Source organism: Streptomyces lacaronensis (assembly GCF_047337785.1).
Lineage (GTDB): Bacteria > Actinomycetota > Actinomycetes > Streptomycetales > Streptomycetaceae > Streptomyces > Streptomyces lycopersici.
Window position 1 is genome coordinate 4,059,050 of the sequence record NZ_JBLHDK010000003.1, and the last position, 25,569, is coordinate 4,084,618.

Sequence of the window (25,569 nt, forward strand, 5' to 3'; positions counted from 1 at the left end):
TGTCGGTCACAGCTTCGGCGCAATCTCTTCGGTCCAGATCCGGGTGCGCTCGTCCTGCGTCATATGGCACGCGGAGAAGTGCCCGCCGCCCCCGGCCTCGGTGAGCTCCGGCCGCTCGGTGCGGGTGATGTTGTCCTTCGGCACATCGGCGTACGGGCAGCGCGGGTGGAAGGCGCAGCCGGACGGCACGTTGATGAGGCTGGGCGGGGAGCCCTTGACCGGGATGAGCCGCTCGGTCTGGTCGCGGTCGATACGGGGCATCGAGCCCAGCAGCCCCCAGGTGTACGGGTGCTGGGGCTCGTAGAAGACCTTCTCGGCCGGGCCGCGCTCGACACAGCGGCCGCCGTACATCACCAGCAGATCGTCGGCGAGTTCGGCGACCACGCCCAGGTCGTGGGTGATGATGATGACCGCCGAGCCGAACTCCTTCTGGAGGTCCCGGATGAGGTCGAGGATCTGCGCCTGGACGGTGACGTCCAGGGCGGTGGTCGGCTCGTCGGCGATCAGCAGCTCGGGGTTGTTGACCAGCGCCATCGCGATCATGGCGCGCTGGCGCATACCGCCGGAGAACTCGTGCGGATAGCTGTCCACGCGCTTGTCGGGCTGCGGGATGCCGACGCGGTCCAGCAGCTCGATCGCGCGCTTGCGGGCCACCTCCTTGGTGACCTCGTGGTGCACCCGGTACGCCTCGATGATCTGGCGGCCGATGGTGTAGTACGGGTGCAGCGCGGACAGCGGATCCTGGAAGATCATCGACATCTCGCGGCCGCGCAGCTTGCGCACCTCGTCGGGGTCGGCGCCCAGCAACTCCTGGCCGTTGAGCCAGATCTCACCGGAGATCCGCGCCTTGCGGCGGCCGTACTGGCCCGCGGTGTGCAGCCCCATGATGCCGAGCGAGGTGACGGACTTGCCGGAGCCGGACTCGCCGACGATGCCGAGCGTCTTGCCCTTCTCCAGCCGGAAGCTGAGCCCGTCCACGGACTTCACCAGACCGTCGTCGGTGGGGAAGTGGACACGCAGATCGCGCACCTCGAGGAAGGCGGTGGGGGCGGGCGAGCCCGCCGCGGCCACCTCGCCCACGGCGGCGGTCCCGGTGGCCGGCAGATCGCCGTTCCCGGGCTGTCCTGAGGGCTTGGTCAGGTCGGTCATCCGAGCCTCACTCGCGGGTCGATGACGGCGTACAGGAGGTCCACGACGAGGTTGGCGACCACGATGAAGACGGCCGCGATCAGGGTGACGCCGAGGATGACCGGCAGGTCCTTCTCGGTGATCGCGTTCACCGCGAGCCGCCCGAGGCCGGGCAGGTTGTAGGTGGTCTCGGTGAGGACCGCACCACCCAGCAGCGCGCCCAGGTCGAGGCCGAGCAGGGTGAGGACCGGGGTCCAGGTCGAACGCATCGCGTGCCGGCCGATGACCACCCGCTCCCGCAGGCCCTTGGCGCGGGCGGTGCGGATGTAGTCCTCGCCCATGATCTCCAGCATGGTGGCCCGGGTGAGCCGGGCGTACATCGCCGCGTAGAGGAAGGCGAGCGTGATCCACGGGAGGATCAGGCTCTCGAACCACATCGCCGGATCGTCACCGAGCCCCTTGTAGTCCACGTTGACCCACTTCAGCGAGTAGCTGAAGATCGCCAGCGAGAGCAGACCGGTGAAGTAGATCGGCAGCGAGACACCGGCCAGCGCGACCGTCATCGCGGAGCGGTCCCACAGGGTGCCCCGGCGCAGCGCGGAGACGACACCCGTGGTGATGCCGCCCACCAGCCACAGCAGACAGGCGCCCGCGGCGAGCGAGAGGGTCACCGGCATGGCGTCGGTGAGCTGCGGCCACACGGCCTGCTCGGTACGGAAGGAGTAGCCGAAGCAGGGCGCCGGGCAGTGGGTGACGTCCGTGCCGTTGGCGTAGTCCCGGCCGACGAAGAGGCCCTGGACGAAGTGCCAGAACTGCACCAGGACCGGATCACCGAGGCTGAGCTTCTGGCGGATGCCCTCGATGGCCGCGGGGTCGGCCTGCTTGCCGACGAACAGCAGCGCGGGATCGGAACCGGCCCACTTCGGGATCACGAAGAAGATGGCGAAGGTCGTAAGGGTGACGACCAACAGCATCACGACGACGGCGAACAAGCGCCGGATGAGATAAGCAAGCACTGTGCGCGGCCCGGGGGTGGCCCGTGATACCCCGGTCGAGGGGTGTCACGGGCCACCGCCCGCGGCCATCACCTGCCCTTCGGGCCTATCGGGTGCGGCGATGGTTAACGTGTGCGGCGGGTCGGGTGACCGGCCGTCACTTGACGACGCCCAGCTGGGAGTAGTCGTAGCGGCCGTTGTAGGCCGCCGACGAGAAGGCGTTCGTCAGCCGCGAGCTGCGCCAGGTGATGTTCTTCTCGTAGATGAACGGCATCTGCACGGCCAGGTCGCTGACCTTGTGGTTCATCTTCTGGTAGATCTCGCCGGCCTTGTTGGGGTCGGTCTCCTTGAGCGCGTCGTCGAAGTACTTGTTGATCTCCGCGTTGTTGGTCTCGGAGACGTTGTAGTTACCGGTCTGCTCGATGAAGCGGCCGTCGATCAGCGGCTGGGAGAAGCCCTGGCCGGTCGGGAAGTCGGGGCCCCAGCCGGTCATGGACAGGCCGTAGCCGCGCTTCTTCATCACCGACGGCGAACCGGTGATGCTGGCGGAGGTGCTGCCCTGGATCGGCTCCACGTTGAGGCTGATGCCGACCTTCTTCAGCGACGCCTGGAGCGCCTCGGCGGCGTCGACCTCGGCGGGCTGGTCGTTGCGGGCCACGATGCTGGTGGAGAAGCCACCCGGCTTGCCGCACTGCTTGAGCTCGTCCTTGGCCTTGGCCACGTCCGCCTTGCCACCGCGCTTCAGGACACCGTACGGGTCGTAGTTGTCCGAGCCCTTCACGCTCTTGGGGAGCATGTTGGTGGCGATGTCACCACCGGCCTGCGGGCCACCGCGGGTGGTCTGGAGCGACTTGTAGTCGGTGCCGTAGATGACCGCCTTGCGGCAGTGGATGTTGTCGAACGGCTTGACCTTGGTGGTGAAGTCGACGTACCGGACGAAGCTGGTGGTGATGTTGTCGACGTTGCCCTTGTTGTGCTTGAGGGCGTCGTTGCGGCCCGAGGGGGTCATACCGGTGGCGCTGAGGAAGACGTCGTAGTCGCCCTTGATCAGCAGCCGGTCGATCGCCTCGAGGTTGGAGTTGAAGGTGACCGAGACCTTGTCCGGCAGGGCCGGGCGGATCGGGTCGGACGCCTTCTTCCAGTTGGTGTTGCGGACCAGCGACAGGCTCTTGCCCGGGGTGTACGACTGGACCTTGTACGGACCGGAGGAGAACGGCCGGTTGGTGTACTTGGCGCCGGTGTCCTTGTCCGCCTTCACCGGGGAGCCGGTCGGCATCGCGAGCATCTGCTCGAAGTCACCGTTGGGCTTGGCGAGGTTGAAGACGATGGTCTTGTCGTCCGGCGTCTGGATCGCCTTCAGGCCCAGCTTGTCCTTGGCCTTGTCCTTGTACGGGCCCTTGTACTCGCCCTTGGGGTCCAGGACCTGGCGCAGATAGCCGGGACCGCCGGAGACGACGTCCTTGGCCCAGATGCGCTCGATGCCGTACTTGATGTCCTTGGACGTGATCGGGGAGCCGTCCTCCCAGGTGATCCCGTCGCGCAGGGTGTAGGTGTAGGTCTTGCCGCCGTTAGTGATCTTGCCGGTGGAGGTGGCGAGGTCCGGGGTCAGCTCGTTCGCGGCGTTGCCCGGCTTCGGCGTGTAGGAGATCAGTTGGCGCGCGTAGAAGCGGGAGAAGTCCCAGGCGAACCCGTAGTACTGACGCTGCGGGTCGAGGGAGTCGAACTCCTGCTTGTTGATGAACTTGAGGGTGCCGCCCTTCTTGGCGGACTTGGCTGCGACACCCTTCACCGCGGCGTTGAACCCGGCACCCGAGCCCTCGTCGTCGGAACCGCCCCCACCGCAAGCGGCGGTGGCCAGGAGAGCGCCGACGACAGCCGCGGCTCCGGCGATCCGCCTGCTTCTCGACGAACGTTTCATAGTTGCTGCAACCTCCGGGTTAGAGCGGTCCTGAGCATGGCGCCGCGGAATACCTTGGGGAGCCGTCTGCCGGATGTGGCAGGGGCTGCTGATTGCGTTCGAGTACGACCGGGCGGCCGGGTGCCGCGCCGTCATCGGGTGCCCTTCGGATCCAGGGCGTCGCGGACGCCGTCGCCGAAGAGGTTGAAGGCCAGCACCGTGACGAAGATCGCCACACCCGGGATGATCATGAACATCGGGTCGTCCTCATAGGTGCCGACCGCCTTGGAGAGCATCTGCCCCCAGGAGGCGGTGGGCGGCTTCACGCCCGCGCCGAGGAAGCTGAGCGCGGCCTCGGTGAGGATGTTGGTGGGGATCATCAGCGTCGTGTAGACGGTGATCGGCGCCACCAGGTTGGGCAGCAGCTCACGGAAGAGGATATAGCGCCGGCCGGCGCCCAGGCTCCGCGCGGCCTCGATGTACTCCTTCTCGCGCAGCGACAGCGTCTGGCCGCGCACGATGCGGCCCACGTACGGCCAGCCGAAGAAGCCGATGACCGAGACCAGGATCGCGATCCGCACCCCGCTGCCGGTCAGCCCCAGCAGGTCGTTGGGGAGCACCGAGACCAGGGAGATGATGAAGAGCAGCTGCGGGAAGGCCAGCAGCATGTCCATCACCCGGCTGATCAGCGAGTCCACCCAGCCGCCGAAGTACCCGGCGATGATGCCGAAGATGGTGCCGAGGACCACCGCGACCACCGCCGCGAGGAAGGCCACCAGCAGCGAGATCCGGGCGCCGTAGATGACCCGGCTGAAGACGTCGCGGCCGTTGGACGGCTCCACACCGAAGAGGAAGTCCGGGCTGATACCGCCCAGGGATCCCTTCGGGGTGCCGAACAGCGGGTCGATCTCCTCCTGGTGGAACTCATTGGGCGGATGCCCGAGCAGACTCACGATGAGTGGAGCGAAGATCGCCACCAGTACGAGGAAGACGACAACGATGCCACCCGTCAGTGCGAGCTTGTCCCGCTTCAGGCGTGACCAGGCGATCTGCCGCAGCGATCTGCCTTCGACGGACGCTTTGACCACATCCGCCGCTACATCGGCAGTCGCGACCGGATCGCTGTCCGTGCTCGTGCCGTGCAATGGTGCCGTCATCGTGGTGGAGACCCCTCTCGGCCGGTGGTGACCGGCCCACGACTCGCCGCTGTGGCGGCTTCGTCCACAACCTGGGTGAAAGTCGCGTTCTGGTACGGAACCTTCTCGGAAGGGGTCGTACACAGGAACCGCACCCCTTGGAGCGGGAGTCTTCAACGCGTTTGTGATCACCCGCCAGTACTCCCGGACAATGGATGCCTAACCGTGATGTGGTGAGTACCGCTCCGCTATACGGACGGTCGCGACACGAGAACGCAGCAGTAACCTCGCGCCCGTAATGGGGGGTTCGGCCCGATAGGGGCGGAAGGCCGGTCGGGCAATCCCGTCAATCGGTGCGCGGCTCAGTACGCGATGGGACGCGGCGGGACGCGGCGGCTCAGTACGTGGGACGGGGGACTCGGCACGCGGGGCGCGGCGGCTCGGTACGCGGCGGCTCGGTACGCGGGGCGCGGCGGCTCAGGACGCGGGGCGCGGTGGCTCAGTACGCGGGGCGCGGCGGCGGATAGCCGTAGCCGTACGACGGCGGCGCGGCGGACGCGGCGCCATAGGCCTCACGGTCGAAGAAGGGCCGGGCGTTGGCCCGCATCCACATGGCGACGGGATCGTACTCGTCCGAGAGCGCGACCGTGGAGACCGGCAGCCCGTCCGGCACGGCGGTGATCGACTGCTCCATCATCACCCGCACCGACTGCACCGACGCGGCGCCGGTGTCGTACAGATCCAGGCCGATCGCCAGGTACGGGGCGCCCAGCGCGGGCTGCACCCAGACGCGACGCAGCGATCGCACCGCGGCGGTGCGATGCGCGTTCTGCCCCAACAGGGCGTAGAACTGGGGGATGTCGATGGCGGGCTCGGACAGCCGCAGCGGCCCGGCGGGCAGCCGGTCCAGACCGCCCGCGATCCGGCGCAGATCCGGCCAGGGGATGCCCACTCCGCCGCCGCGGGCGTGGGGGTTGAGCCAGAGGCCGTAGCGGTCGCGGTAGAGCGAGTCGGCGATGAGGCGTCCTTCGACCACCTCATGCGCGCGGTTCCAGCCACTGGCGGCCAGTTCCTGCGCGGAGGTCACACACGGGGCGTAACCGAGGCCGTCCACGTCCATGTTCCCGTACTGTGCGTCGGGGGAGCCGGGCGCGCCGTGCCACAGCAGCATCCAGACCTGGCCCTCGCCGATGGCGTGCAGCAGCGCCTCGTAGGCGTCGTACCGGCCGGGAGCGACCTGCTGCAACGCTCGCTCAACCTGGCCGGCCGCCGCCCCCCAATCCGCGCCCGCGCTCACCTGGGTCCGCCCCTTCTCATCGCCTTGCCCACACCTCACCGGGGAGCGTGCTCGCACCCCTCCTGGTCATCAAACCAGCTTACGGGCCGCGGCAGCGGACCCAGGGGTGAGTCAGAGGTCACGGTCGTAGAACGGCCGCACCCGTCCCAGCATCCAGTCGGCCACCGGATCGCCCTGCGCCACGTCCAGCAGTACCAGCTGAACCTTCCACGGCACCGGCACCGAACCGAGGGCGCGGCCCAGCGCCTCCACCGCGCGCGCCTGCCCCTCGGGGCCGGGCTCGTCGAGCTGCACACCGACGAAGAGCGCCGGCTCGTCGCCCTCGACGCTGGCCAGGGCGCGCCGGGCGGTCCGCACCCCGGTGCCCTTGGCGAACTCGATCCCGGCGGCGGCCAGGAAGTCCACCGGCTCGTCCTGCCAGTCCGGTTCGAAGAGCCGCACCCGGCCACCGTTGGCCGGGCCGTCGAGCTCGGTACGCCCGGCGCGGCACAACTCCCGGACGGCGGGCGGAGGCAGCGGTACGACCACCGCGCCACCGGGGTTCACCGCGATGCCGAGCTGGGGCGGCAGCCCGCGGGCGAACTCCACGGCCGGGGCGATGGTGAAGGACATATGGGAGCCGACGATTTGGAGGAACTGCTGCTCGGAGCTGAACACCGGGACATACGCGCCGCCGTCGATCTCCATCGTGGGCAGATCGAGGCTCGGGCTGCCCGGGCCCCCGCCGTTGGGCAGTGGAATCCAGAGGTGGCTGCGGGAGAGCGTCTCGACGATGCGCGCTCCGGCGCCGGGGACGTCGACGGAGGCGGCCATCACCTCTTCGAGCTCATTGCCGGGAAACGCCGGATGCGCGGCATACCCGCCGTCCGGGAATCCTCCGTGCGCCGGGGCCGCTCCGTACTGCTCCGGGAAGCTCATCTTCGTCCAACCGCCATCTCGTCCGACCTGCCCGAAGCACCCTAACCGCTGGGCGGCCCGGGGCCGGAGGGGGCGGCGGCGATCTCCACAGCACTTCCCCACCTCGCCCGGACTCGCCCTCGTCACGCTGTGTGATGCCAATGGCCGATTTTCGGCCACTTGGGGGAGAGGCGTGATCACTCGAAGGAGATGCAGCGCAGCGCGCTCGCGCCTCGCCGGTCCAGCAGCACCGCCGACGCGCACCCCCGCGGCGGCCGCCCCTCCTCCATCCCGGTGATCAGCCGCCGCATCGCGCGCAGATGCCGCCCGAAGGCGTAGGCGGAGACCCCGCGGCCACGGGCGGCCTGGCCCTCCAGCGCCTCCGTGGCGCCCACGTCCAGCAGCACCATGTGGAGACTGCGGCCCCGGCGCCGCACGTCCCGGGCCAGCCAGCGGCGGACCCACGGCAGCGCCCCGCAGTCGTGCACCACCACGCTCACGCCCGAGCGCAGCGCCCGGCGCAGCCCGGCGTAGTGGGCGTACCGGACCAGCGGTCGGTAGAGCGCGTACGGCAGCCAGCCGGGCAGCCGGCGCTCCCACGTCTCCCGGGTGTTCTGCGAGTCCACCCTGATCACGACCGCGCCCGTCTCGTCCAGGAGCGGCACCGTCCGGTTGATCAGGGTGCTCTTGCCACTGCCCGGCAGCCCGGAGGCGACCAGCACATCCCCTGCCGGAAACCGCAGCTCACGCGGGTCCGCGCCGCCACCCTCCGCCCCGGCGCGCAGATCGTGCACCGCGCTTCTTCGACCGGGCCGGGCCGTCGACCCGGAGGGGGTGCGCCCACGCCGCGCCGGCAGGAGCCTCTGTGTTGTCGCGTACGTTCCCTGCCCATGCACCGTGATCGTCCTCCCAGGTCGGTCAACGCTGCTCGTACCCGCAGAGTGTCAAGAAAAGGTAATGTCGGGCAAGGCTGCCCCTGACCGGGCGGCCGGAGCCCCGTCGGATCGGGGCTTCCCTTCTCGGCCATACATGCGATGATGTCCGCGCAACTCCATACCGGCCGCTTGAATCCGCGCGGGAGAGTCCTTGGTCATCGGCATCCGTGCCGGGTGTCCAGGGCGCCGAAGGAGCAAGTCCTCCCTTGAATCTCTCAGGCCCCGATACCGCACGGACGAGGCAGATCTGAAAAGCGGGCCGCGCGGGCGCGGCTCCACCCAAGGTGCAAACCGGGCCCCTTACGGGCGTCACGGCGAACCTCTCAGGTTCCGATGACAGATGGGGAGGACGCACGCGTCCTTGTCGTCCGTCCTCGCCGTCGCGCGACCCCGACCTCTGGAGCCTGAATCGTGACCGACGCCCCGCCCACCCCACGCCGTACCGCGCTGGACGCGCGGCACCGCGCGCTCGGCGCCACCATGACCGACTTCGCCGGCTGGGACATGCCGCTGCGCTACGGCAGCGAGCGCGACGAGCACACCGCGGTACGCACCCGCGCCGGGCTCTTCGACCTCTCCCACATGGGTGAGATCTCTCTCATCGGTCCGCGGGCCGGGGACGCCCTGGACCACGCGCTGGTCGGCCGGCTGTCCGCGCTCGCCGTGGGCCGCGCCCGCTACACCATGATCTGCGACGACGAGGGCGGCATCCTGGACGACCTGATCGTCTACCGCCTCGGGGACGAGGAGTTCCTGGTCGTGGCCAACGCCGCCAACGCGCAGGTGGTGCTGGACGCGCTGACCGAGCGGGCCGGCGGTTTCGAGGCGACCGTGAGGGACGACCGCGACGCCTACGCGCTGCTCGCCGTCCAGGGGCCCGAGTCCGCGGGGATCCTGAAGCGCCTGACCGACGCCGACCTGGACGGGCTGAAGTACTACGCCGGGCTGCCGGGCACCGTCGCGGGCGTCCCCGCCATGATCGCCCGCACCGGCTACACGGGTGAGGACGGCTTCGAGCTGTTCCTGGCACCGGACGACGCCGAGCGGGTCTGGGAGGCGGTGACCGAGGCGGGGGCCCCGGTGGGCCTGGTGCCCTGCGGTCTTTCCTGCCGGGACACCCTGCGTCTCGAGGCGGGCATGCCGCTGTACGGGCATGAGCTGACCACCGACACCACCCCCTTCGACGCGGGGCTCGGCCGGGTGGTGAAGTTCGACAAGCCGGGCGGCTTCGTCGGCCGCGAGGCCCTGGAGGCCGCGTCCCACCAGGCGGACACCGTCACCCCGCGCACCCTGGTCGGCCTGATCGCTTCAGGCCGCCGGGTGCCGCGCGCCGGATACGCCGTGGTGGCCGCCGACGGCTCGTCGATCGGCCAGGTCACCTCGGGCGCGCCCTCGCCGACGCTGGGCAGGCCGATCGCGATGGCGTACGTGGACCCGGAGTACGCGAAGCCCGGCACCGAGGGGGTCTTCGTGGACATCCGTGGTGCCCGGGAGCCGTACGAGGTCGTGGCGCTCCCCTTCTACAAGCGCGAGCGCTGAGCTACCACCGGCGTGAGCGCCGGGCTTCCATGAGCGCGGACGCCGGGCTTCCATGAGCGTGCGCGCCGGGCTTCCACAAGGGCGGGCGCCGAGCGGGCCCCCGGCCCATCGCGTCCCCTCGCCGCCGTATCCCTCGGCACCGTATTCCTCGGCGCCGCGTCCCACCAGCTAAGACCCGTTTCCCAAGCACTCCCCCGTATCCAGGAGAATCGGACCATGAGCAACCCCCAGCAGCTGCGGTACAGCAAGGAGCACGAGTGGCTGTCGGCCGCCGGCGAGGACGGCGTGTCGACGATCGGCATCACCGAATTCGCGGCCAACGCGCTCGGCGATGTCGTCTATGTCCAGCTCCCGGACGTCGGCTCCACGGTCTCCGCCGGTGACACCTGCGGTGAGCTGGAGTCCACCAAGTCGGTCAGCGATCTGTACACGCCGGTCTCCGGTGAGGTCACCGAGATCAACGAGGACGTGGTGAACGATCCGGCGCTGGTGAATTCCGCCCCCTTCGAGGGCGGCTGGCTGTTCAAGGTGAGGGTGACGAGCGAGCCGGAGGACCTGCTCTCCGCCGACGAGTACACCGCTTTCGCCGAAAACTGACCCTCCTTATTCGATCGGGACCCTCGATGTCGCTTCTCAACAGCTCCCTGCACGAGCTCGACCCGGACGTCGCCGCTGCTGTCGACGCCGAACTCCACCGCCAGCAGTCCACCCTGGAGATGATCGCCTCCGAGAACTTCGCTCCGTCGGCGGTCATGGAGGCCCAGGGCTCGGTCCTGACCAACAAGTACGCCGAGGGCTACCCCGGCCGCCGCTACTACGGCGGCTGTGAGCACGTCGACGTGGTCGAGCAGATCGCCATCGACCGGGTCAAGGAGCTCTTCGGCGCCGAGGCGGCCAACGTCCAGCCGCACTCGGGCGCCCAGGCCAACGCGGCCGCGATGTTCGCCCTGCTCTCCCCCGGCGACACCATCCTGGGGCTGAACCTGGCGCACGGCGGCCATCTGACCCACGGCATGAAGATCAACTTCTCCGGCAAGCTCTACAACGTGGTGCCCTACCACGTGGACGCCGAGACCGGTCTGGTCGACATGGACGAGGTCGAGCGGCTGGCCAAGGAGCACCGCCCCAAGCTGGTGATCGCGGGCTGGTCGGCATACCCGCGCCAGCTGGACTTCGCCGCCTTCCGCCGGATCGCGGACGAGGTCGGCGCGTACCTGATGGTCGACATGGCCCACTTCGCGGGTCTGGTGGCGGCCGGGCTGCACCCCTCGCCCGTACCGCACGCCCATGTGGTGACCACCACCACCCACAAGACCCTGGGCGGTCCGCGCGGTGGCGTGATCCTCTCCACCGCCGACCTGGCCAAGAAGATCAACTCGGCGGTCTTCCCGGGTCAGCAGGGCGGTCCGCTGGAGCATGTGATCGCGGCGAAGGCGGTGTCCTTCAAGGTGGCGGCGAGCTCGGAGTTCAAGGAGCGCCAGGAGCGCACGCTGGAGGGCGCCAGGATCCTCGCCGAGCGCCTGACCCAGGACGATGTCCGGGAGGTGGGCGTCGCCGTCCTCTCCGGCGGCACCGATGTCCATCTGGTCCTGGTCGATCTGCGCGACTCCGAGCTGGACGGGCGGCAGGCCGAGGACCGGCTGCACGAGGTCGGCATCACGGTCAACCGCAACGCGATCCCGAACGACCCGCGGCCCCCGATGGTCACCTCGGGCCTGCGGATCGGCACCCCGGCGCTGGCCACGCGCGGCTTCACCACGGAGGACTTCCGCGAGGTCGCCGACGTGATCGCGGAGACGCTCAAGCCGTCGTACGACGCGGAGGCGCTGAAGGCCCGGGTCACCGCCCTGGCCGACAAGCACCCGCTGTACGCGCATCTGTCCAAGTGAGCCGGAGCAACCCGGAGTAACGCGGACCCGGGGGCGCGTCCGCCCTGGCGCGCCCCCGCCGCACCACCCCACGCACGGCCCCGCACCGACCCCGCAGCACCTCACACACCACCCGCACCACCTCACACACCACCCGCACCGACCCCGCACCACCCCACGCACGGCCCGCACGCTTCCCCCGCGGGCACACGCTTCCCCCGGCGTGCAGACGAAGGAGTCCCCCGGTGGCCATTTCCGTATTCGACCTCTTCTCGATCGGCATCGGCCCGTCCAGTTCGCACACCGTCGGCCCGATGCGGGCCGCGCGGATGTTCGTCCGCCGGCTGAAGAACGAGGGTCTGCTGGCCCACACCGCGTCCGTCCGGGCCGAGCTCTTCGGCTCGCTGGGCGCCACCGGTCACGGCCACGGCACCCCGAAGGCCGTGCTGCTGGGCCTGGAGGGCAACTCCCCGCGCACCGTCGACGTCGATACGGCCGACGGCGAGGTCGAGCGCATCCGCACCACCAAGCGGCTGCGGCTGCTCGGCGCCGAGATCGGCCCCGGCCACGAGATCGACTTCGACGACTCGGCCCAGCTGATCCTGCACCGCCGCCGCTCACTGCCGTACCACGCCAACGGCATGACGCTGTGCGCGTACGACGCCGGGGGCCATCCGCTGCTGGAGAAGACGTACTACTCGGTCGGCGGCGGCTTCGTGGTGGACGAGGACGCGGTCGGCGAGGACCGCATCAAGCTCGACGACACCGTTCTCACCCACCCCTTCCGCACCGGTGACGAACTGCTGCGGCTCTCCCAGGAGACGGGCCTGTCCATCTCGGCCCTGATGCTGGAGAACGAGAAGGCATGGCGCACGGAGCCGGAGATCCGGGCCGGGCTGCTGGAGATCTGGCAGGTCATGGAGGCGTGCGTGGCCCGCGGCATGTCCCAGGAGGGCATCCTGCCCGGCGGCCTCAAGGTCCGCCGCCGAGCCGCCACCGCCGCCCGCGCCCTGCGCTCCGAGGGCGACCCGGGCGCCCGTGCCATGGAGTGGATCACCCTCTACGCCATGGCGGTCAACGAGGAGAACGCGGCGGGCGGCCGCGTGGTCACCGCCCCCACCAACGGCGCGGCGGGTATCATCCCCGCCGTCCTGCACTACTACACCCGCTTCGTCCCGGGCGCGGACGAGGAGGGCGTCATCCGCTTCCTCCTCGCCGCGGGCGCCATCGGCATGCTCTTCAAGGAGAACGCCTCGATCTCCGGCGCCGAGGTCGGCTGCCAGGGCGAGGTCGGCTCCGCCTGCTCCATGGCCGCCGGCGGCCTCGCCGAGGTTCTCGGCGGCTCCCCGGAGCAGGTGGAGAACGCCGCCGAGATCGGCATGGAACACAACCTCGGCCTCACCTGCGACCCGGTCGGCGGCCTGGTCCAGATCCCCTGCATCGAGCGCAACGGCATGGCCTCGGTCAAGGCGGTCACCGCCGCGAGGATGGCCCTGCGCGGCGACGGCCGCCACCATGTCTCGCTCGACAAGGTCATCAAGACGATGAAGCAGACGGGCGCGGATATGAAGGTCAAGTACAAGGAGACGGCGCGGGGCGGGCTCGCGGTGAACGTCATCGAGTGCTGAAACGGCCCTCGCGGCCCGCCGGATGTCACACTCCGGCGGGCTGCTCTGTCGCACCTGTGCACGGCATTGCCACCACAGGTACGACACGATGGAGAGCCCGCCATGGCCCGTATTTCGCTCACTCCGCCCAGCACGCTGCTCAACCGCGTCGGCGCCTGGTACTCCCGGCGCGCCTACGGCAAGGTGCTCGACCCCGGTCTGGCCGTCGGCCACAATCCGCGGGTGCTGCTCACCTACGTACGGCAGGAGCGCGGTGCCGCCAAGTGGAACCGCCTCGACCCGGGCCTCAAGCACCTCGCGGTCATGGCCGTGGCGGCCAGGATCAACTGCTCGTGGTGCATGGACTTCGGGCACTGGGAGGCCGACAACCTCGGCCTCCCGAAGGACAAGATCTCCAAGGTGCCGCGGTGGCGCGACCACCAGGACGCCTTCACCGAGCTGGAGCTGCTCGTCCTGGACTACGCCGAGGCGATGACCGAGACCGCGCCCCGTGTGACCGACGAGCTCGCGGCCGCCCTGATCGAGCGGCTCGGTGAGGCGGCGTTCGTCGAACTCACCGCCATGGTCGGCCTGGAGAACTACCGCTCGCGCGTCAACAGCGCCTTCGGCCTGACCAGCCAGGGCTTCTCGGACGCCTGCGAGGTACCGTCGCGGGCGTGATCGACACGACCACCTTCGAAGAGCACCGGCGGATGCTGTTCGGCATCGCCTACCGCATGCTCGGCTCCGTCGCCGATGCCGAGGACGTGGTGCAGGACGCCTGGCTGCGCTGCGGTCAGGTGTCCACGCCGGTGGAGAACCCGGCGGGCTATCTGGCCCGTACGGTCACCAACCTCGCGCTCAACCGGCTCACCTCGGCCGCCGCCACCCGCGAGCAGTACGTCGGCCCCTGGCTGCCCGAACCGCTGGTCACCCGGCCGGACGTCGGCGAGGAGGTGGAGCTGGCCGAGTCGGTCTCGCTCGCCATGCTCGTCGTACTGGAGAGTCTGTCGCCGCTGGAGCGGGCGGTCTTCGTACTCAAAGAGGTCTTCGGCTTCTCCTTCCGGGAGATCGCCGGAATGCTGGACCGCGGCGAGGCGGCCGTACGGCAGGTGGGCAGCCGGGCCAGGGCCCATGTCCAGGCCCGCCGGCCGCGTTACGACGCCCCGGCGGAGGTGCGGCGGCAAGTCACCGAGGAGTTCCTGGCCGCGTGTCTCGGCGGCGACCTGAACCGCATGATGGAGCTGCTCGCCCCCGATGTGACGGCGTGGAGCGACGGCGGCGGCAAGGTGAAGGCCGCCCTCCGCCCGCAGCAGGGCGCGGAGAAGGTCGCCCGTTTCCTCGCCGCCGTCATCGCCCAGCCGATGGACGACCCCCAGGTGCACGCGGTGGACGTCAACGGCCGGCCGGGACTGCTGCTCACGGTCGCGGGCCGCCCGGACACGGTCGCCTGTGCGGAGGTCGAGGACGGGCGCATCACCGAGATCCGCATCATCCGCAACCCGGAGAAGCTGCGGCACCTGCCGCCGCCGTAGGCCGCTGGGGGCGCCGCACACCGGCGAACAGGTCGTCCTCGGGAGTCGCGACATCGATGTCGACATCGACGTGGGACCGGGCCAGGTGGTAGTCCTCAGTGGGCCAGACCTGCCGCTCAGTGTCACGGTCATGAAGCATGAACCCGGCGTTCGGGTCGATCTGCGTGGCATGGGCGAGCAGGGCCCGGTCCCTGGTCGCGAAGTACTCCGCACACGGCACCCGCGTGGTGATCTCCAGCCCCGCCTCGGGCAGTTCGGCCAGCACCTCCCGCATGCCCGAGTCCATGCCGCGCGCGGTCATGGCGTCGTGCAAGGCCTGGAACCAGGGCCGCGACAAGCCGCCCTGGTAGTAGAGCTTCAGGGGGCGCCAGGGCGCGCCCGCCTCGGGATGGCGGTCGGCCTCCCCCGCCGCGTCGAAGGCGGCGACCGTCACCTCATGGGTCCTGATGTGATCCGGGTGCGGATAGCCGCCGGTCTCGTCGTACGTGACGACCACATGCGGCCGGAAGCTCCGCATCAGTCCCGCCAGGCGCCCGGCCGCCTCCTCCAGCGGCGCGAGGGCGAAGCACCCCTCGGGCAGCGGCTCGCCCGGCCCCGGGAGCCCCGAGTCGACGAACCCCAGGAAGTGCTGCCGTACGCCAAGGATCCGGCGGGCCTCGGCCATCTCGTCCCGCCGGATCGCGGCGAGGTTCTCCCGCACACCGGGGCGGTCCATGGCGGGGTTGAGCACATCGCCACGCTCCCCTCCGGTGCAGGTGACCACCAGCACCTCCACCCCCTCGGCGGCGTATTTGGCCAGCGTGGCCGCGCCCTTGCTGGACTCGTCGTCGGGGTGGGCGTGCACGCTCATCAGACGCAGGTTCAAACGCGCTCCTGGGATGGCTCGTGGTGGCTGAGTGACCGATTGACCGAGTGTTTGACGACCAAAAAATAGTCCGAACCCAAATTTAGGTCAACCACAAACTTAGAGCCGCCCATGCGAGGATGGGTGCCATGACAGCAGGACTGCGTGAGCTGAAGAAGCGGCAGACGCGCCAGATGATCTCCGACACCGCGACCAGGCTCTTCATGGAGCGCGGCTTCGAGGCGGTGACCATCGCCGAGATCGCGACGGCCGCCCAGGTGGCCAAGATGACGGTCACGAACTACTTCCCGCGCAAGGAAGACCTGGCCCTCGACTACCACGAGACCATCACCACCGCCCTGGCCCGGACGGTCGCGGACCGCCCGACCGGCGAATCCGCCCTGACCGCGCTGCGCCGCGCATATCTGGCCGCGGTCGAGCGTCATGACCCCGTCGTCGGCTTCTCCAGCCCGGAGTTCGCCCGCATGCTCGCCGACAGCCCCACCCTGACCGCGAGACTCCGCGAACTCCACGACCAACGCGAGGAAGCCCTGGCGGACGCACTCACCACCGCCACGGCCCCCGCCCCGGAGGACCCCACCCCCCGAGCCGCCGCCGCCCTCCTCACCGCCGCCCACCGGACCCTGTTCCACCACGTCCAGACCCTCACCCGCGCAGGCCGCCCCAACCACGAAATCGCCGCCACGGCAACCCGCTCAGCCGAGAAGGTCTTCGACCTGCTGGAGCCTTCCTTGGGCGGCTACGCGGTGCGCTGAGCCGTCAGAGCTGACCGAGATCGACCCGCACCGGAAACGGAGCCGCGACCTTCACCACACCGGTGAACACGTCTCCCTCCCGGTAGGTCCGGGTCGCGGGGTCGAGGACGTAGGTGTAGACGAGCGGGACACCGGTGGCCGCCTGCTCGATCCGCCAGTAGAAGGCGATGCCCGCCTTGGCGTACTGGTCCACCTTCACAACGCGGTCGGTGGTCTCCGAACCGGGCGACACCACCTCGGCGACCAGCAGCACATGCTCGGGGCGGGTGGGCGTGACGTCGATCGTTTCCGCGCGATACACGACCACGTCGGTACGACGATTGGTGAGCGGCACATCCTGAAGCCGGACGTCGAAGTCCGTATCGGCGTTCCAGTCAGGGCCCGCGGCGTCTTCCAGGGCGTTGGCAAGGATCCGGGCCAGGCGGTTGTGCCGCTTCGACGCGCTGGGGCCCACCACGACCATCCCGTCCACGATCTCGATCCCCGCGCACTGCTCCTCGGACCAGGAGTCGTACTGCTCAGCCGTGATCTGCTCATGCATCCACGCCGGAGCGACCATCTCGGCGGTCATGACTCACCTCCCTGACCCTGCGCGACGGGTGTGGCACTGCTGCGCTCAGCGTACCGGGGCAGGCGCCCCTGCTCCGGGCTCACGGCCCAGCGCAGGGACCCGCCGGCCCGCGTCCCCCGTCCCGTCACGGTTCACGGGTGAAGATCTCCACGTCGTCGAGCGCGTCGGCGGACGCCCCCTTACGGCGGCCTCCCCGGCGGCCGGGGCGTTCGGCGCGCATCGAGCGGAAGCCGGGGTGAACGCCGGGGCTGAGGCCCTGCCGGTCCGCCAGCCGCCGCAGCAGTCCGGTCAGTTGATCCCGCTCCTGCTCCGAGAGGCCATCGGTCATCCGGCGCTCGTGCTCCGCGCCCACCTTCCGCAGCCCTGCCAGCAGCTTTCCGCCCTCATCGGTCAGATGAACCGCGTACAGGCGCCGGTCGGCGGGGTTCCTGCGGCGCTCGATCAGCCCGCGCTCCTCCAGTTCGTCGGCGAACGCGACAAACCGGCTCGGCGGCATGCCCAGGTCGTCGGCGAGTTCGCGCTGGCTGCGGCCGGGTGAGTCGGCCAGCAGCCGGAGCAGGCCGCCCTGCGGCGGGGTCAGGTGCAGCTCGGCGAGGCGTTCGGCGAACAGCTCGGCGGCGTGGGCGCCGAGCTGGGCGAGCAGGAAGGCGGCACCGGTCGGGGGCGGACCCGGTGGCCGTTCACCTTCATTGGTCATTCCCATGCAGACATCATAGCCGCTTGACAATCGTTTCAGCTTGTAATCATTATCCTTCGTATCGGTTGTCCGAACCGACCCAACGGAGGAGAAGCCATGCCCAGCACGACCCCCCAGACGTCCCCCACCCCTTCCACCGCCCCTTCCACCCGGACCGCCCCCGCCGGGCACACCCCCGGCCGCCGCCCGCAGGGCGGGCCTCCGCTGCTGGCGCCCGTGCTGGCGTTCGCGGTCCTGACCATCGGCTACGTCGTCGTCAACAGCTCGACCCCACGCCCCGACGCCTCCGGCAAGGAGGTCCTGAAGTACGCGCGGGACAACGGCAGCACCATCGAGCTGGGTTCGCTCCTGCTGTTCGCCTCGGCCACGCCACTGGCGCTGATGGCGGCGGTGCTCTACCGGCGGCTGCGAGCGCTGGGCATCACCGCACCGGGCTCGGCGATCACGCTGGTGGGCGGGGTGCTGGCGGCCGGGGCGCTGACCGGCAGCGCGCTGTTCGGCTGGGCCGGCGGCCGTCTGCCCATGGACGCCGATCCGGCCCTGGCCCGCGCACTGGCCGACCTGTCGTTCCTGTCCGGCGGCGTCGCCTACTCGGTGACGTTCGCGATGCTCGTCTCCGGCATCTCGGTGACCGGGCTGATGACCCGCCTGCTGCCTCGCCCACTCACCTGGACCGGGCTGGCGCTGGCCGCCGCGGGCATGGTCTCGCTGCTTTCGCTGATCGCCGACCCGTTCGGCTACCTGCTGCCGGTCGTCCGCTTCGGCGGGCTCATCTGGCTGGTCATCACCGCGTTCCTGCTGCCCCGCACCCGCCCGTCCCGGCACCAGTGACCGTCGGACGCGCGCACCCGCCGAGGACACGCACAGAGCGTGGATCCATAGACCACATGACCATGAACTCCCTTGTAGGTCACCGCCGTTCGACTTAGCGTGACGGATCACTGACAACATTGAGGGGGCACGGGGCGTGGCGTTCTGGATGGCTGCGGCGTCGGTATGGGCTGTGCTGCAGCTGTTGTTGCTGTCCTGGCCGGTGCGGACGGTGCGGTGGCCGACGGTGCTGCTCGCCTTCGGGGTGGGCGCTTACGGCTGCGGTGTGCTCTCGATGGTGCTGGAGCTCGTGGTGGCGCGGCAGTTGGCCACCGCGAGGGGGACCTCGCTGTCGGCCGTCATGGATGCGGTGTCGTGGACGACGGCTCCGGTGGTGGAAGAGCTGATCAAGATCGCACCGCTCCTGATCGCGGGGTGGGCGCTGCGCGGGCGGATGCAGTGGGGCCTGGCGGACTTCGTGGTGCTGGGCGGGGCCGCCGGTGCCGGATTCGGTCTGCTGGAAAAGCTTCTGATGTACGCAGAGTCCGCGGGCAAGGCCGTTCCCCTGGATGAGGGCGGCTGGCAGATCGCGGAGGGGCTGATCGACCCCCCGTATGTTCCCGGCCTCGGGCAGATCGTCAGCAGCTGGTTTCCCGCACCGACCGGCACCGTCGAGGTCGGAGGGCCGGTACTTCCCCTATGAGGCGCACATCTTCACCAGCGCGCTGGCCGGGCTGGGGGTGGGCCTGCTGTGGTGTGGTGCCCGCGCAGTGACCCGGGCCGCGGCACTGCTGCCGCTGGCCGGGGCGGTGGCGATCCACTGGGTGACCAACTACGCCGCCGTCTTCCAGGGCGATGACACGGCGATGGAGTGGCGGGAGCGGCTGGCCGGGGAGTGGGGGCTGTGGATCATCCTGGGGTGCCTTGCCGCCGCGTGGATCTGGGATCTGCGCCGGTCCCGCCTCGGTCGACGCCGTGCGCCTGACGTCGCGCTGGCGGCCGAGCGCCAGGGCCAAGCCGCCCCCGAAGCTCTCTCCGGATACGCCCTGCTGCGCCTTCCGGCCACTTGGATCATCGCCCTGGGCTACGCCCGGCAGCGCCGAGCGCTGCTGTACGCCACGGCCCACCCCCGTACCCGCGCGGAGAAGCTGGAGCCGCTGCGCGAGTCGGTCGTCCAGCAGACCCACCGTATGGACGCCACCCACAGCCAGGAGGCATGGCGTGGCGTGACCTTACGGCAGCTGTGGCACCGGGCCCGGGAGCAGCGCCCCCGCTGGCCGCGGCACGAGAAGGCGCTTCTGGTGCTCAGTCTGCTGCTGGCCGTCCCCTCCCTGCTGTATCTGGCGGTGGGCTCCTTCCCGTCCACGAAGGATCTGCAGGAGTACTTCACCGGGGGTACCGGGCGGCGCGTCCTGGTCGGCGTCGGCCTGGCCGCGCTGGCCCTGACCCTGTGGCGCCTGATCTCCGCCGTACGCGGCTATCGGAGGGCGAGCGCGTCTCCGCTGGGCGAGGCCGTCGCCCTCGTCCAGTTCCGGATCGCCGTCTGCGCGGGCTCACTCGTCGTCGGCGTCCTGCTGCTGTCCCGCTGGTCGGCCATCGCGGCCGGCGAGGCCCCTCTGGGGGGTTACCGCATCCTCGGCACCGACCGCTTCCTGCTGGAAAAGCTCCTCGAGACCGGCCTTCCCCTTCTCCTTACCCTCGCCATGTTCGCCATGCCCTACGCGCTGCCGCTGGAGCTCGCCATGGGCGGAGGGCTGGCGGAGACGCTGTTGATGGGCCTCGCCCCGCGCGCCCTGGCCCCGGTCGCCTCACGCGTCGGAGCCAGGCTGGCGGCGCGTGAGGCGACGCAATGGGCGCGCGGCGCGCTCCGGAGCCGAGGCCGGGGGGTGTTCTCCCGTACCTGGGACCGGGTGCGGCACGGTCGCACCGATCCGGTGGATCTGGCGACCGGGCGGATGTTCCTGCCGCAGACGGATGTGGAGCTGCCGGGTGTGCTGCCGCTGGTGTTCTCCCGCCGAGTGGACTCCGGATACCGCGCCGGGCGGTGGTTCGGCCCGACCTGGGCATCGACGGCCGACCAGCGACTGGAGTCCGACGAGCAGGGCGTGCTCTTCTTCACCGAGGACGGTCTGCTGCTGGCCTATCCGCATCCGGTGCCGGGCGGCGCCGCGGTCCTGCCCGCGGAGGGCCCGCGGTGGCCGCTGGCACGGACGGCGGACGGGGTTACGTACACCCTCACCGACCCGGACGCCGGGCTCGTCCGCACCTTCACCCCTTGCGGCGACGAGGCGTCGGCGCTGCTCCGGGAGATCGCCGACCGCAACGGCAACCGCGTCATTTTCACCTACGACGACGCTTCCGGCGCGCCGGTCGAGATCCTCCACAGCGGTGGTTACCGGCTGCGGCTGACGTCGGAGAACGAGCGGATCACCGGCCTGTGGGTGGGGGACGTACGGGTGATGGGCTACGGCTACACCGACGGCCAACTCACCGAGGTCACGGGCTCCTCGGGCCTGCCGCTGCGTTTCGTCTACGACCGCGCCGGGCGGGTCACGTCCTGGATCGACACCAACAACCGCTGGTACTCCTACGCCTACGACGAGCGGGACCGGGTCGTCGCCGAGGGCGGCGAGGGCGGCCACTACACCTTTCGCATCGGATACGACGGGGTGGACCCGGATTTCCCCGGATGGAAGGTCACGACCCTGACCTCCCCGGACGGTGCGGTCACCCGCTATCTGATCGACGAGGCGCACCAGGTCGTCGGGGAGATCGACGCGGCCGGCGCGGTCAGCCGCACGGTGTACGACCAGGCGGGCCGTACGGTCGCCGAGACCGACCCGCTGGGCCGCACCACCGGCTTCCGCTACGACGAGCACGGGCATCTGACGGCCGTCATCCGGCCGGACGGCAGCGAGATCAGCGCGGCGCTCGACGCACAGGGCAACCCTGTACAGATCACCGATCCGGGCGGCGCGGTGTGGCGGCAGACCTTCGACGCGGCAGGCAACCGAACCACCCTCACCGACCCGCTCGCCGCCACCACCCGCTACCGCTACGACCCGCGCGGAGGTCTGCTCGCCGTCACCGATCCGCTGGGCGCGACCACCCGGGTGCGCTGCGACGGGGCCGGACTCCCGATCGAGATCACCGACCCGCTGGGAGCCACGACCTTCTTCCAGCGGGACGCGTTCGGCCGCGTCGTGGCCGAGACCGACCCACTAGGCGCGGTGACCCGCTACGACTGGAGCCCGGAGGGCGAACTCCTGCGCCGCACCGGGCCGGATGGATCGGCGGAGTCCTGGCGTTACGACGGCGAGGGCAACCGCACCACGCACACCGACCCCGTCGGCGGCACGACGGTGTACGAGTACACCCACTTCGACCTGCTCGCGGCCCGCACGGGCCCGGACGGGGTCCGCTACGAGTTCGAGCACGACGCGGCGCTGCGGCTGACGAAGGTCACCAATCCGCAAGGGCTGACCTGGAGATACGCGTACGACCTGGCGGGCCGCCTGACAGCGGAGACGGACTTCGACGACCGAACCGTGCGATACGCATACGACGCGGCGGGCCATCTGACCGCCCGGACCGATCCACTGGGCCGGACCATCACGTACGAGTACGACGTGCTCGGCCGACTGATACGCAAAGCGTCCGGCGACCGCACCACAACCTTCACCTACGATCCCGCCGGGCTCCTGGCCTCAGCTGCCGACCCGGACGCGGAGGTCGTCTACCAGCGCGACCCCCTGGGCCGGGTGACGTCCGAAATGGTGAACGGCCGCGTCCTGACGCATGCTTACGACCCCCTGGGCCGCCGCACCCGCCGCACCACACCCACCGGTGCCGTCACGGGCTACGCCTATGACACCGCGGGCAACCGCACCACCGTGACCGTCGGGAACCACACCCTCGCCTCGGCACACGACGCGGCGGGCCGCGAGACCACGCGCCACATCGGCAACGCCCTCACCCTCACCCACACTTGGGACCCGCACGGCCGCCTGACCACACAATCGCTGACCGGCGCAGCTGGCGGCATCCACCGGACGTACAACTATCGAGCCGACGACCACCTCATCGCGGTGGACGACCACTTGTCGGGCCGACGCACCTTCGACCTGGACGCGGCAGGCCGGGTGACGGCCGTCAACGCCCACGGCTGGACCGAGACCTACGCCTACGACGAGGCAGGCAACCAGACACACGCGACCTGGCCGAGCACACAACCCGCCCAGGAGTCGACGGGCCCCCGCACCTACACCGGCACGCGCATCACCGGCGCGGGCTCGGTCCGCTACGAACACGACGAGGCGGGCCGCCTCACTCTCCGCCAGAAGACCCGCCTGTCCCGCAAGCCGGATACCTGGCGCTACACCTGGGACGCCGAAGACCGCCTGGCATCGGTCACCACCCCCGACGGCACCGTCTGGCGCTACCTCTACGACCCGTTCGGCCGTCGCACCACCAAACAACGCCTCGCGGCCGACGGCGAAAGCGTCCTGGAGCGAACGGATTTCACCTGGGACGGTCCCACCCTCATAGAACAGACCACCACCACCCCGGGCCTCCCCCACCCGGTCACCCTCACCTGGGACCATGACGGCCTTCACCCCATAGCCCAGACCGAGCGCGTCACCGAAGCCACCACCCAACGCGAGATCGACGCCCGCTTCTTCGCGATCGTCACCGACCTCGTCGGCACCCCCACCGAACTCGTCGACGAATCGGGCACCATCGCCTGGCACACCCGCTCCACCCTCTGGGGCACCACGACCTGGGCCGCCGACAGCACGGCCTACACCCCGCTCCGCTTCCCCGGCCAATACTTCGACCCCGAAACCGGCCTCCACTACAACCATCACCGCTACTACGACCCCCACACCGCCCGCTACCTCACCCCCGACCCCCTGGGCCTCACCCCAGCCCCCAACCCGATCACCTACGTCCACAACCCCCACACCTGGACCGATCCCCTTGGCCTCGCCCCCTGCCGCGAGTTCCACACAGTGCAAGGCCCTGAAGATGCCGTGCGGCTACGAGGTGACGGCACCCCGTGGCCTACAGAAGCAAACCGGGGCCAATACGGAGAAGGTGTCTACTCGTGGGGGAGCAGGGCGGATGCCGAGCGCTATCTGGAACGTCGACAGAGCCGTGGGTATGACGTAGAGATACTGACCTTCAAAGTCTCCGAACGCGACTTTGCAATCCTACGCAAGGCCGATATCATCGAAATGAGTCCCAGGGAAGCGGAATTATTTATGGATCGCCATAGTCGACTATACGGAGATGGAATGCCACACGGTTACGACTACATACGAGGCAGAACGGGAATGGGCGAAGAGCATTTCTTCAGCAAATCCGTCTTTCACCTGCTGAAATTCCTGGAATAGCAATGACAGCCATTCGGACTTTCAAATTCCGTAAACGCTTCCCAAATGGGGGGCTTGCCGCCGACTTGTCCGCCGAGAGCGTCGCGAACGGCAGACCGGATCAACAGCACATCCAAATCCACCGAAATATTCACCTATCCCCTCCCCGGGGCATCAATTGGAAAGATCTGGCGTGGCTCTGCGTCGGCGTATCGCTTCACTCGGATAAACTCACCTCACGCTTCCCCGAAGGAATGGAGATCGCAGTCCATCGACTCACGTTTCCGCTCAGCGACTACCGCGCGGAAGTCGCCGCCCTCGCCATCGACGGATGGCTGCGAGAAGAATTCAACCTTCCCGACGCGGGAGCGCGAGTAGAGTATTCATCTGAAACAGGCTCACATGTATTCCATTGGGGAGGAATGCATGATCCGTTCGCGGATAACTTCTAGGCATCCGCCCAGCTGGCCGCGCGTCACTGCGGCTCAGGCGGTCGGGAACTGTCCGCTGCGCACGGCGCTCGTGAACGAAGTCCACGCCTCCACGGGGAAGACGAGGGCAGGGCCTGCCGGGTGCTTGCTGTCCCTGACGGGGACGATACCGGCAGTGATGGCTATGCCGGGTGCGAATTCCACGCACTCACCTTCGTTGCCGTTGCTGTAGCTGGACTTGACCCACTCAGCACGGGACAGGTCGAGGGCGGTCTTCATCGGGCGTATTCCTCCATCACTTTACGGATCATGGACAAGGATTGACCGGGGTGCAGAGCGGCAGCCCGCAACCGTTCGTAAGCGGCCGTAGCGTTTGCCACCCGCTCCGGCGAATCGATGAGTTGGCCTGCCATCGCCGTGTCCGCGTAGGCGACGTTCGGCCCTTCGTCGAACGTCAGGAGCGTGAAACTCTCCGCCGCCGGGGACGCTCCCACCGCGAACGGTAGTACCTGAAGGGTGATGTGCGGAGACTCGGCCTCCTTCAGGAGGTGGGCGAGCTGTGCGGCCATGACTTCGGAGCCACCCACCGCAGTCCGTAGGCACGTCTCGTTCAGAACGCTCCAGAGCAGCGGAGGTGCGTCCTTCTCCATCACCTCGCGCCTCCTCAATCGCCGCTCGATCTTCGCGTCGATTTCGTTGGCCCGCCCGGGGATGCGCGGCCTGGAAGACCTCCCGCGCGTACTCGGCCGTCTGAAGCATGCCCATGACTAGCGCCGCCGAGTAGTTCGAGATGCCCGTCAAACGACACCTGTCCCACCTGCCGCCACTACGCGGCACTGCGCGAACAGGCCAAACGAGCCGGGGACTACAGCAAGGCCACCGACTACGAGGTACTGCGCCGACGCCACCCCGCCCACACCGTCCACATCCCCCGGCAGCCCGAAGGACGAGCCGTATGAACCACCGGCTCCATCAGCCACAGCCCAACAACCACCGTCCAGTGCCCGCCCCCGGCCAGGTGGCGTACGACCCGGCCAGTGGCCGTACCGGCGTGGTGCAGGCGGTGGACAGTGTCGCCGAATTGCGCTTCGACCACCGGATGACCAGCGATCGCGTCGCATTCCTCCGGCCGGAGCGAGGCGGGGTCGAGTGGACGGCCGACGCCTGGGCCCTCCGTTTCCCGGCGGCCGGGGAGGGCGGCGCGCAGCACCCGCACGCGCCATAACCGTGA

23 protein-coding genes, 1 pseudogene and 1 riboswitch are annotated in these 25,569 nt (G+C 69.5%); of the genes and pseudogenes, 12 read left to right on the forward strand and 12 right to left on the reverse strand.

Annotation, left to right across the window (positions count from 1 at the left end; all coding sequences use genetic code 11):
- Window positions 1-6: 6 nt before the first annotated feature.
- From ACMTAK_RS17070 to ACMTAK_RS17100, 7 genes are all read right to left on the reverse strand, one after another.
- Entirely contained in the window at window positions 7-1,149 is a 1,143-nt protein-coding gene (locus tag ACMTAK_RS17070; protein WP_413807020.1) for an ABC transporter ATP-binding protein, read from the reverse strand.
- Window positions 1,146-2,144, reverse strand: coding sequence for an ABC transporter permease (locus ACMTAK_RS17075; RefSeq protein ID WP_413807021.1), 999 nt, complete (start codon window positions 2,142-2,144; stop codon window positions 1,146-1,148). The genes ACMTAK_RS17070 and ACMTAK_RS17075 overlap by 4 nt, the downstream gene beginning before the upstream one ends.
- 136 nt (window positions 2,145-2,280) lie before the next feature.
- Window positions 2,281-4,041 (reverse strand): ABC transporter substrate-binding protein, encoded by a 1,761-nt coding sequence (locus tag ACMTAK_RS17080; RefSeq protein ID WP_413807022.1) that lies wholly within the window; start codon window positions 4,039-4,041, stop codon window positions 2,281-2,283.
- 131 nt (window positions 4,042-4,172) lie between these two features.
- Window positions 4,173-5,177: an ABC transporter permease gene (locus ACMTAK_RS17085; protein WP_413807023.1), complete on the reverse strand. Its 1,005-nt coding sequence runs from the start codon at window positions 5,175-5,177 to the stop codon at window positions 4,173-4,175.
- A gap of 478 nt (window positions 5,178-5,655) precedes the next feature.
- Window positions 5,656-6,453 (reverse strand): enhanced serine sensitivity protein SseB C-terminal domain-containing protein, encoded by a 798-nt coding sequence (locus ACMTAK_RS17090; protein WP_413807024.1) that lies wholly within the window; start codon window positions 6,451-6,453, stop codon window positions 5,656-5,658.
- Window positions 6,454-6,564: 111 nt separating this feature from the next.
- Window positions 6,565-7,371, reverse strand: a complete 807-nt coding sequence (locus tag ACMTAK_RS17095; RefSeq protein ID WP_413807025.1) for an enhanced serine sensitivity protein SseB — start codon at window positions 7,369-7,371, stop codon at window positions 6,565-6,567.
- A 176-nt stretch (window positions 7,372-7,547) separates the two neighbouring features.
- On the reverse strand, window positions 7,548-8,252 hold the full coding sequence (locus tag ACMTAK_RS17100) for an AAA family ATPase (protein WP_413812917.1): 705 nt from the start codon (window positions 8,250-8,252) through the stop codon (window positions 7,548-7,550).
- A 163-nt stretch (window positions 8,253-8,415) separates the two neighbouring features.
- Window positions 8,416-8,526: riboswitch (glycine riboswitch) on the forward strand.
- A gap of 170 nt (window positions 8,527-8,696) precedes the next feature.
- Here ACMTAK_RS17100 and gcvT point away from each other — a divergent pair.
- From gcvT to ACMTAK_RS17130, 6 genes are all read left to right on the forward strand, one after another.
- Window positions 8,697-9,824: a glycine cleavage system aminomethyltransferase GcvT gene (gcvT, locus tag ACMTAK_RS17105; RefSeq protein ID WP_413807026.1), complete on the forward strand. Its 1,128-nt coding sequence runs from the start codon at window positions 8,697-8,699 to the stop codon at window positions 9,822-9,824.
- 216 nt (window positions 9,825-10,040) lie between these two features.
- Window positions 10,041-10,421, forward strand: a complete 381-nt coding sequence (gene gcvH, locus ACMTAK_RS17110) for a glycine cleavage system protein GcvH (RefSeq protein ID WP_020868267.1) — start codon at window positions 10,041-10,043, stop codon at window positions 10,419-10,421.
- 26 nt (window positions 10,422-10,447) lie between these two features.
- On the forward strand, window positions 10,448-11,713 hold the full coding sequence (gene glyA / locus ACMTAK_RS17115; protein ID WP_413807027.1) for a serine hydroxymethyltransferase: 1,266 nt from the start codon (window positions 10,448-10,450) through the stop codon (window positions 11,711-11,713).
- A gap of 224 nt (window positions 11,714-11,937) precedes the next feature.
- On the forward strand, window positions 11,938-13,320 hold the full coding sequence (locus tag ACMTAK_RS17120; RefSeq protein ID WP_413807028.1) for an L-serine ammonia-lyase: 1,383 nt from the start codon (window positions 11,938-11,940) through the stop codon (window positions 13,318-13,320).
- A 102-nt stretch (window positions 13,321-13,422) separates the two neighbouring features.
- Window positions 13,423-13,980 (forward strand): carboxymuconolactone decarboxylase family protein, encoded by a 558-nt coding sequence (locus ACMTAK_RS17125; RefSeq protein WP_413807029.1) that lies wholly within the window; start codon window positions 13,423-13,425, stop codon window positions 13,978-13,980.
- On the forward strand, window positions 13,977-14,834 hold the full coding sequence (locus tag ACMTAK_RS17130; protein ID WP_413807030.1) for an RNA polymerase sigma-70 factor: 858 nt from the start codon (window positions 13,977-13,979) through the stop codon (window positions 14,832-14,834). The genes ACMTAK_RS17125 and ACMTAK_RS17130 overlap by 4 nt, the downstream gene beginning before the upstream one ends.
- On the opposite strand, the gene mca is transcribed toward ACMTAK_RS17130, so the two are convergent.
- A complete protein-coding gene (gene mca / locus ACMTAK_RS17135) occupies window positions 14,791-15,684 on the reverse strand; it encodes a mycothiol conjugate amidase Mca (RefSeq protein WP_413812918.1) in 894 nt (297 codons plus the stop codon). The two genes, ACMTAK_RS17130 and mca, sit on opposite strands and share 44 nt — an antisense overlap.
- 143 nt (window positions 15,685-15,827) lie before the next feature.
- Between mca and ACMTAK_RS17140 the strand changes: the two genes are divergently transcribed.
- Complete coding sequence (locus ACMTAK_RS17140) at window positions 15,828-16,454, forward strand: TetR/AcrR family transcriptional regulator (RefSeq protein WP_413807031.1); 627 nt, start codon at window positions 15,828-15,830, stop codon at window positions 16,452-16,454.
- Between the two features lie 4 nt (window positions 16,455-16,458).
- Here ACMTAK_RS17140 and ACMTAK_RS17145 read toward each other — a convergent pair whose 3' ends face one another.
- Together ACMTAK_RS17145 and ACMTAK_RS17150 are read right to left on the reverse strand one after the other, a co-directional pair.
- Window positions 16,459-17,025 (reverse strand): Uma2 family endonuclease, encoded by a 567-nt coding sequence (locus ACMTAK_RS17145; RefSeq protein WP_413807032.1) that lies wholly within the window; start codon window positions 17,023-17,025, stop codon window positions 16,459-16,461.
- 124 nt (window positions 17,026-17,149) lie between these two features.
- Window positions 17,150-17,728, reverse strand: a complete 579-nt coding sequence (locus tag ACMTAK_RS17150; RefSeq protein ID WP_413807033.1) for a MarR family winged helix-turn-helix transcriptional regulator — start codon at window positions 17,726-17,728, stop codon at window positions 17,150-17,152.
- Window positions 17,729-17,818: 90 nt separating this feature from the next.
- Between ACMTAK_RS17150 and ACMTAK_RS17155 the strand changes: the two genes are divergently transcribed.
- The 4 genes from ACMTAK_RS17155 to ACMTAK_RS17170 all read left to right on the forward strand — a co-directional run bounded on the left by ACMTAK_RS17155 (window position 17,819) and on the right by ACMTAK_RS17170 (window position 24,359).
- Window positions 17,819-18,553, forward strand: a complete 735-nt coding sequence (locus ACMTAK_RS17155) for a DUF4386 domain-containing protein (protein ID WP_413807034.1) — start codon at window positions 17,819-17,821, stop codon at window positions 18,551-18,553.
- 148 nt (window positions 18,554-18,701) lie between these two features.
- Window positions 18,702-19,235: a PrsW family glutamic-type intramembrane protease gene (locus tag ACMTAK_RS17160; protein WP_413807035.1), complete on the forward strand. Its 534-nt coding sequence runs from the start codon at window positions 18,702-18,704 to the stop codon at window positions 19,233-19,235.
- Between the two features lie 67 nt (window positions 19,236-19,302).
- Entirely contained in the window at window positions 19,303-23,928 is a 4,626-nt protein-coding gene (locus ACMTAK_RS17165) for a DUF6531 domain-containing protein (RefSeq protein ID WP_413807036.1), read from the forward strand.
- A 2-nt stretch (window positions 23,929-23,930) separates the two neighbouring features.
- Entirely contained in the window at window positions 23,931-24,359 is a 429-nt protein-coding gene (locus ACMTAK_RS17170; RefSeq protein ID WP_413807037.1) for a hypothetical protein, read from the forward strand.
- 33 nt (window positions 24,360-24,392) lie between these two features.
- Here ACMTAK_RS17170 and ACMTAK_RS17175 read toward each other — a convergent pair whose 3' ends face one another.
- Together ACMTAK_RS17175 and ACMTAK_RS17180 are read right to left on the reverse strand one after the other, a co-directional pair.
- Window positions 24,393-24,617 (reverse strand): DUF397 domain-containing protein, encoded by a 225-nt coding sequence (locus ACMTAK_RS17175; RefSeq protein WP_413807038.1) that lies wholly within the window; start codon window positions 24,615-24,617, stop codon window positions 24,393-24,395.
- A pseudogene (locus tag ACMTAK_RS17180) lies at window positions 24,614-25,103 on the reverse strand (DUF5753 domain-containing protein). The gene ACMTAK_RS17175 and the pseudogene ACMTAK_RS17180 overlap by 4 nt, the downstream one beginning before the upstream one ends.
- A gap of 190 nt (window positions 25,104-25,293) precedes the next feature.
- Here ACMTAK_RS17180 and ACMTAK_RS17185 point away from each other — a divergent pair.
- Entirely contained in the window at window positions 25,294-25,563 is a 270-nt protein-coding gene (locus ACMTAK_RS17185) for a hypothetical protein (protein ID WP_413807039.1), read from the forward strand.
- The last annotated feature ends 6 nt before the right edge of the window (window positions 25,564-25,569 follow it).

What these genes read in the sequence shown, in the direction of transcription:
- ACMTAK_RS17170 (WP_413807037.1), top strand. Translation starts at nt 23,931, where the DNA reads ATGACAGCCATTCGGACTTTCAAATTCCGTAAACGCTTCCCAAATGGG.
- ACMTAK_RS17155 (WP_413807034.1), top strand. Translation starts at nt 17,819, where the DNA reads ATGCCCAGCACGACCCCCCAGACGTCCCCCACCCCTTCCACCGCCCCT.
- ACMTAK_RS17080 (WP_413807022.1), bottom strand. Translation starts at nt 4,041, where the DNA reads ATGAAACGTTCGTCGAGAAGCAGGCGGATCGCCGGAGCCGCGGCTGTC.
- ACMTAK_RS17085 (WP_413807023.1), bottom strand. Translation starts at nt 5,177, where the DNA reads ATGACGGCACCATTGCACGGCACGAGCACGGACAGCGATCCGGTCGCG.
- ACMTAK_RS17145 (WP_413807032.1), bottom strand. Translation starts at nt 17,025, where the DNA reads ATGACCGCCGAGATGGTCGCTCCGGCGTGGATGCATGAGCAGATCACG.
- ACMTAK_RS17125 (WP_413807029.1), top strand. Translation starts at nt 13,423, where the DNA reads ATGGCCCGTATTTCGCTCACTCCGCCCAGCACGCTGCTCAACCGCGTC.
- ACMTAK_RS17185 (WP_413807039.1), top strand. Translation starts at nt 25,294, where the DNA reads ATGAACCACCGGCTCCATCAGCCACAGCCCAACAACCACCGTCCAGTG.
- ACMTAK_RS17095 (WP_413807025.1), bottom strand. Translation starts at nt 7,371, where the DNA reads ATGAGCTTCCCGGAGCAGTACGGAGCGGCCCCGGCGCACGGAGGATTC.
- ACMTAK_RS17150 (WP_413807033.1), bottom strand. Translation starts at nt 17,728, where the DNA reads ATGGGAATGACCAATGAAGGTGAACGGCCACCGGGTCCGCCCCCGACC.
- ACMTAK_RS17070 (WP_413807020.1), bottom strand. Translation starts at nt 1,149, where the DNA reads ATGACCGACCTGACCAAGCCCTCAGGACAGCCCGGGAACGGCGATCTG.
- ACMTAK_RS17140 (WP_413807031.1), top strand. Translation starts at nt 15,828, where the DNA reads ATGACAGCAGGACTGCGTGAGCTGAAGAAGCGGCAGACGCGCCAGATG.
- ACMTAK_RS17175 (WP_413807038.1), bottom strand. Translation starts at nt 24,617, where the DNA reads ATGAAGACCGCCCTCGACCTGTCCCGTGCTGAGTGGGTCAAGTCCAGC.
- mca (WP_413812918.1), bottom strand. Translation starts at nt 15,684, where the DNA reads ATGAGCGTGCACGCCCACCCCGACGACGAGTCCAGCAAGGGCGCGGCC.
- glyA (WP_413807027.1), top strand. Translation starts at nt 10,448, where the DNA reads ATGTCGCTTCTCAACAGCTCCCTGCACGAGCTCGACCCGGACGTCGCC.
- ACMTAK_RS17160 (WP_413807035.1), top strand. Translation starts at nt 18,702, where the DNA reads ATGGCTGCGGCGTCGGTATGGGCTGTGCTGCAGCTGTTGTTGCTGTCC.
- gcvH (WP_020868267.1), top strand. Translation starts at nt 10,041, where the DNA reads ATGAGCAACCCCCAGCAGCTGCGGTACAGCAAGGAGCACGAGTGGCTG.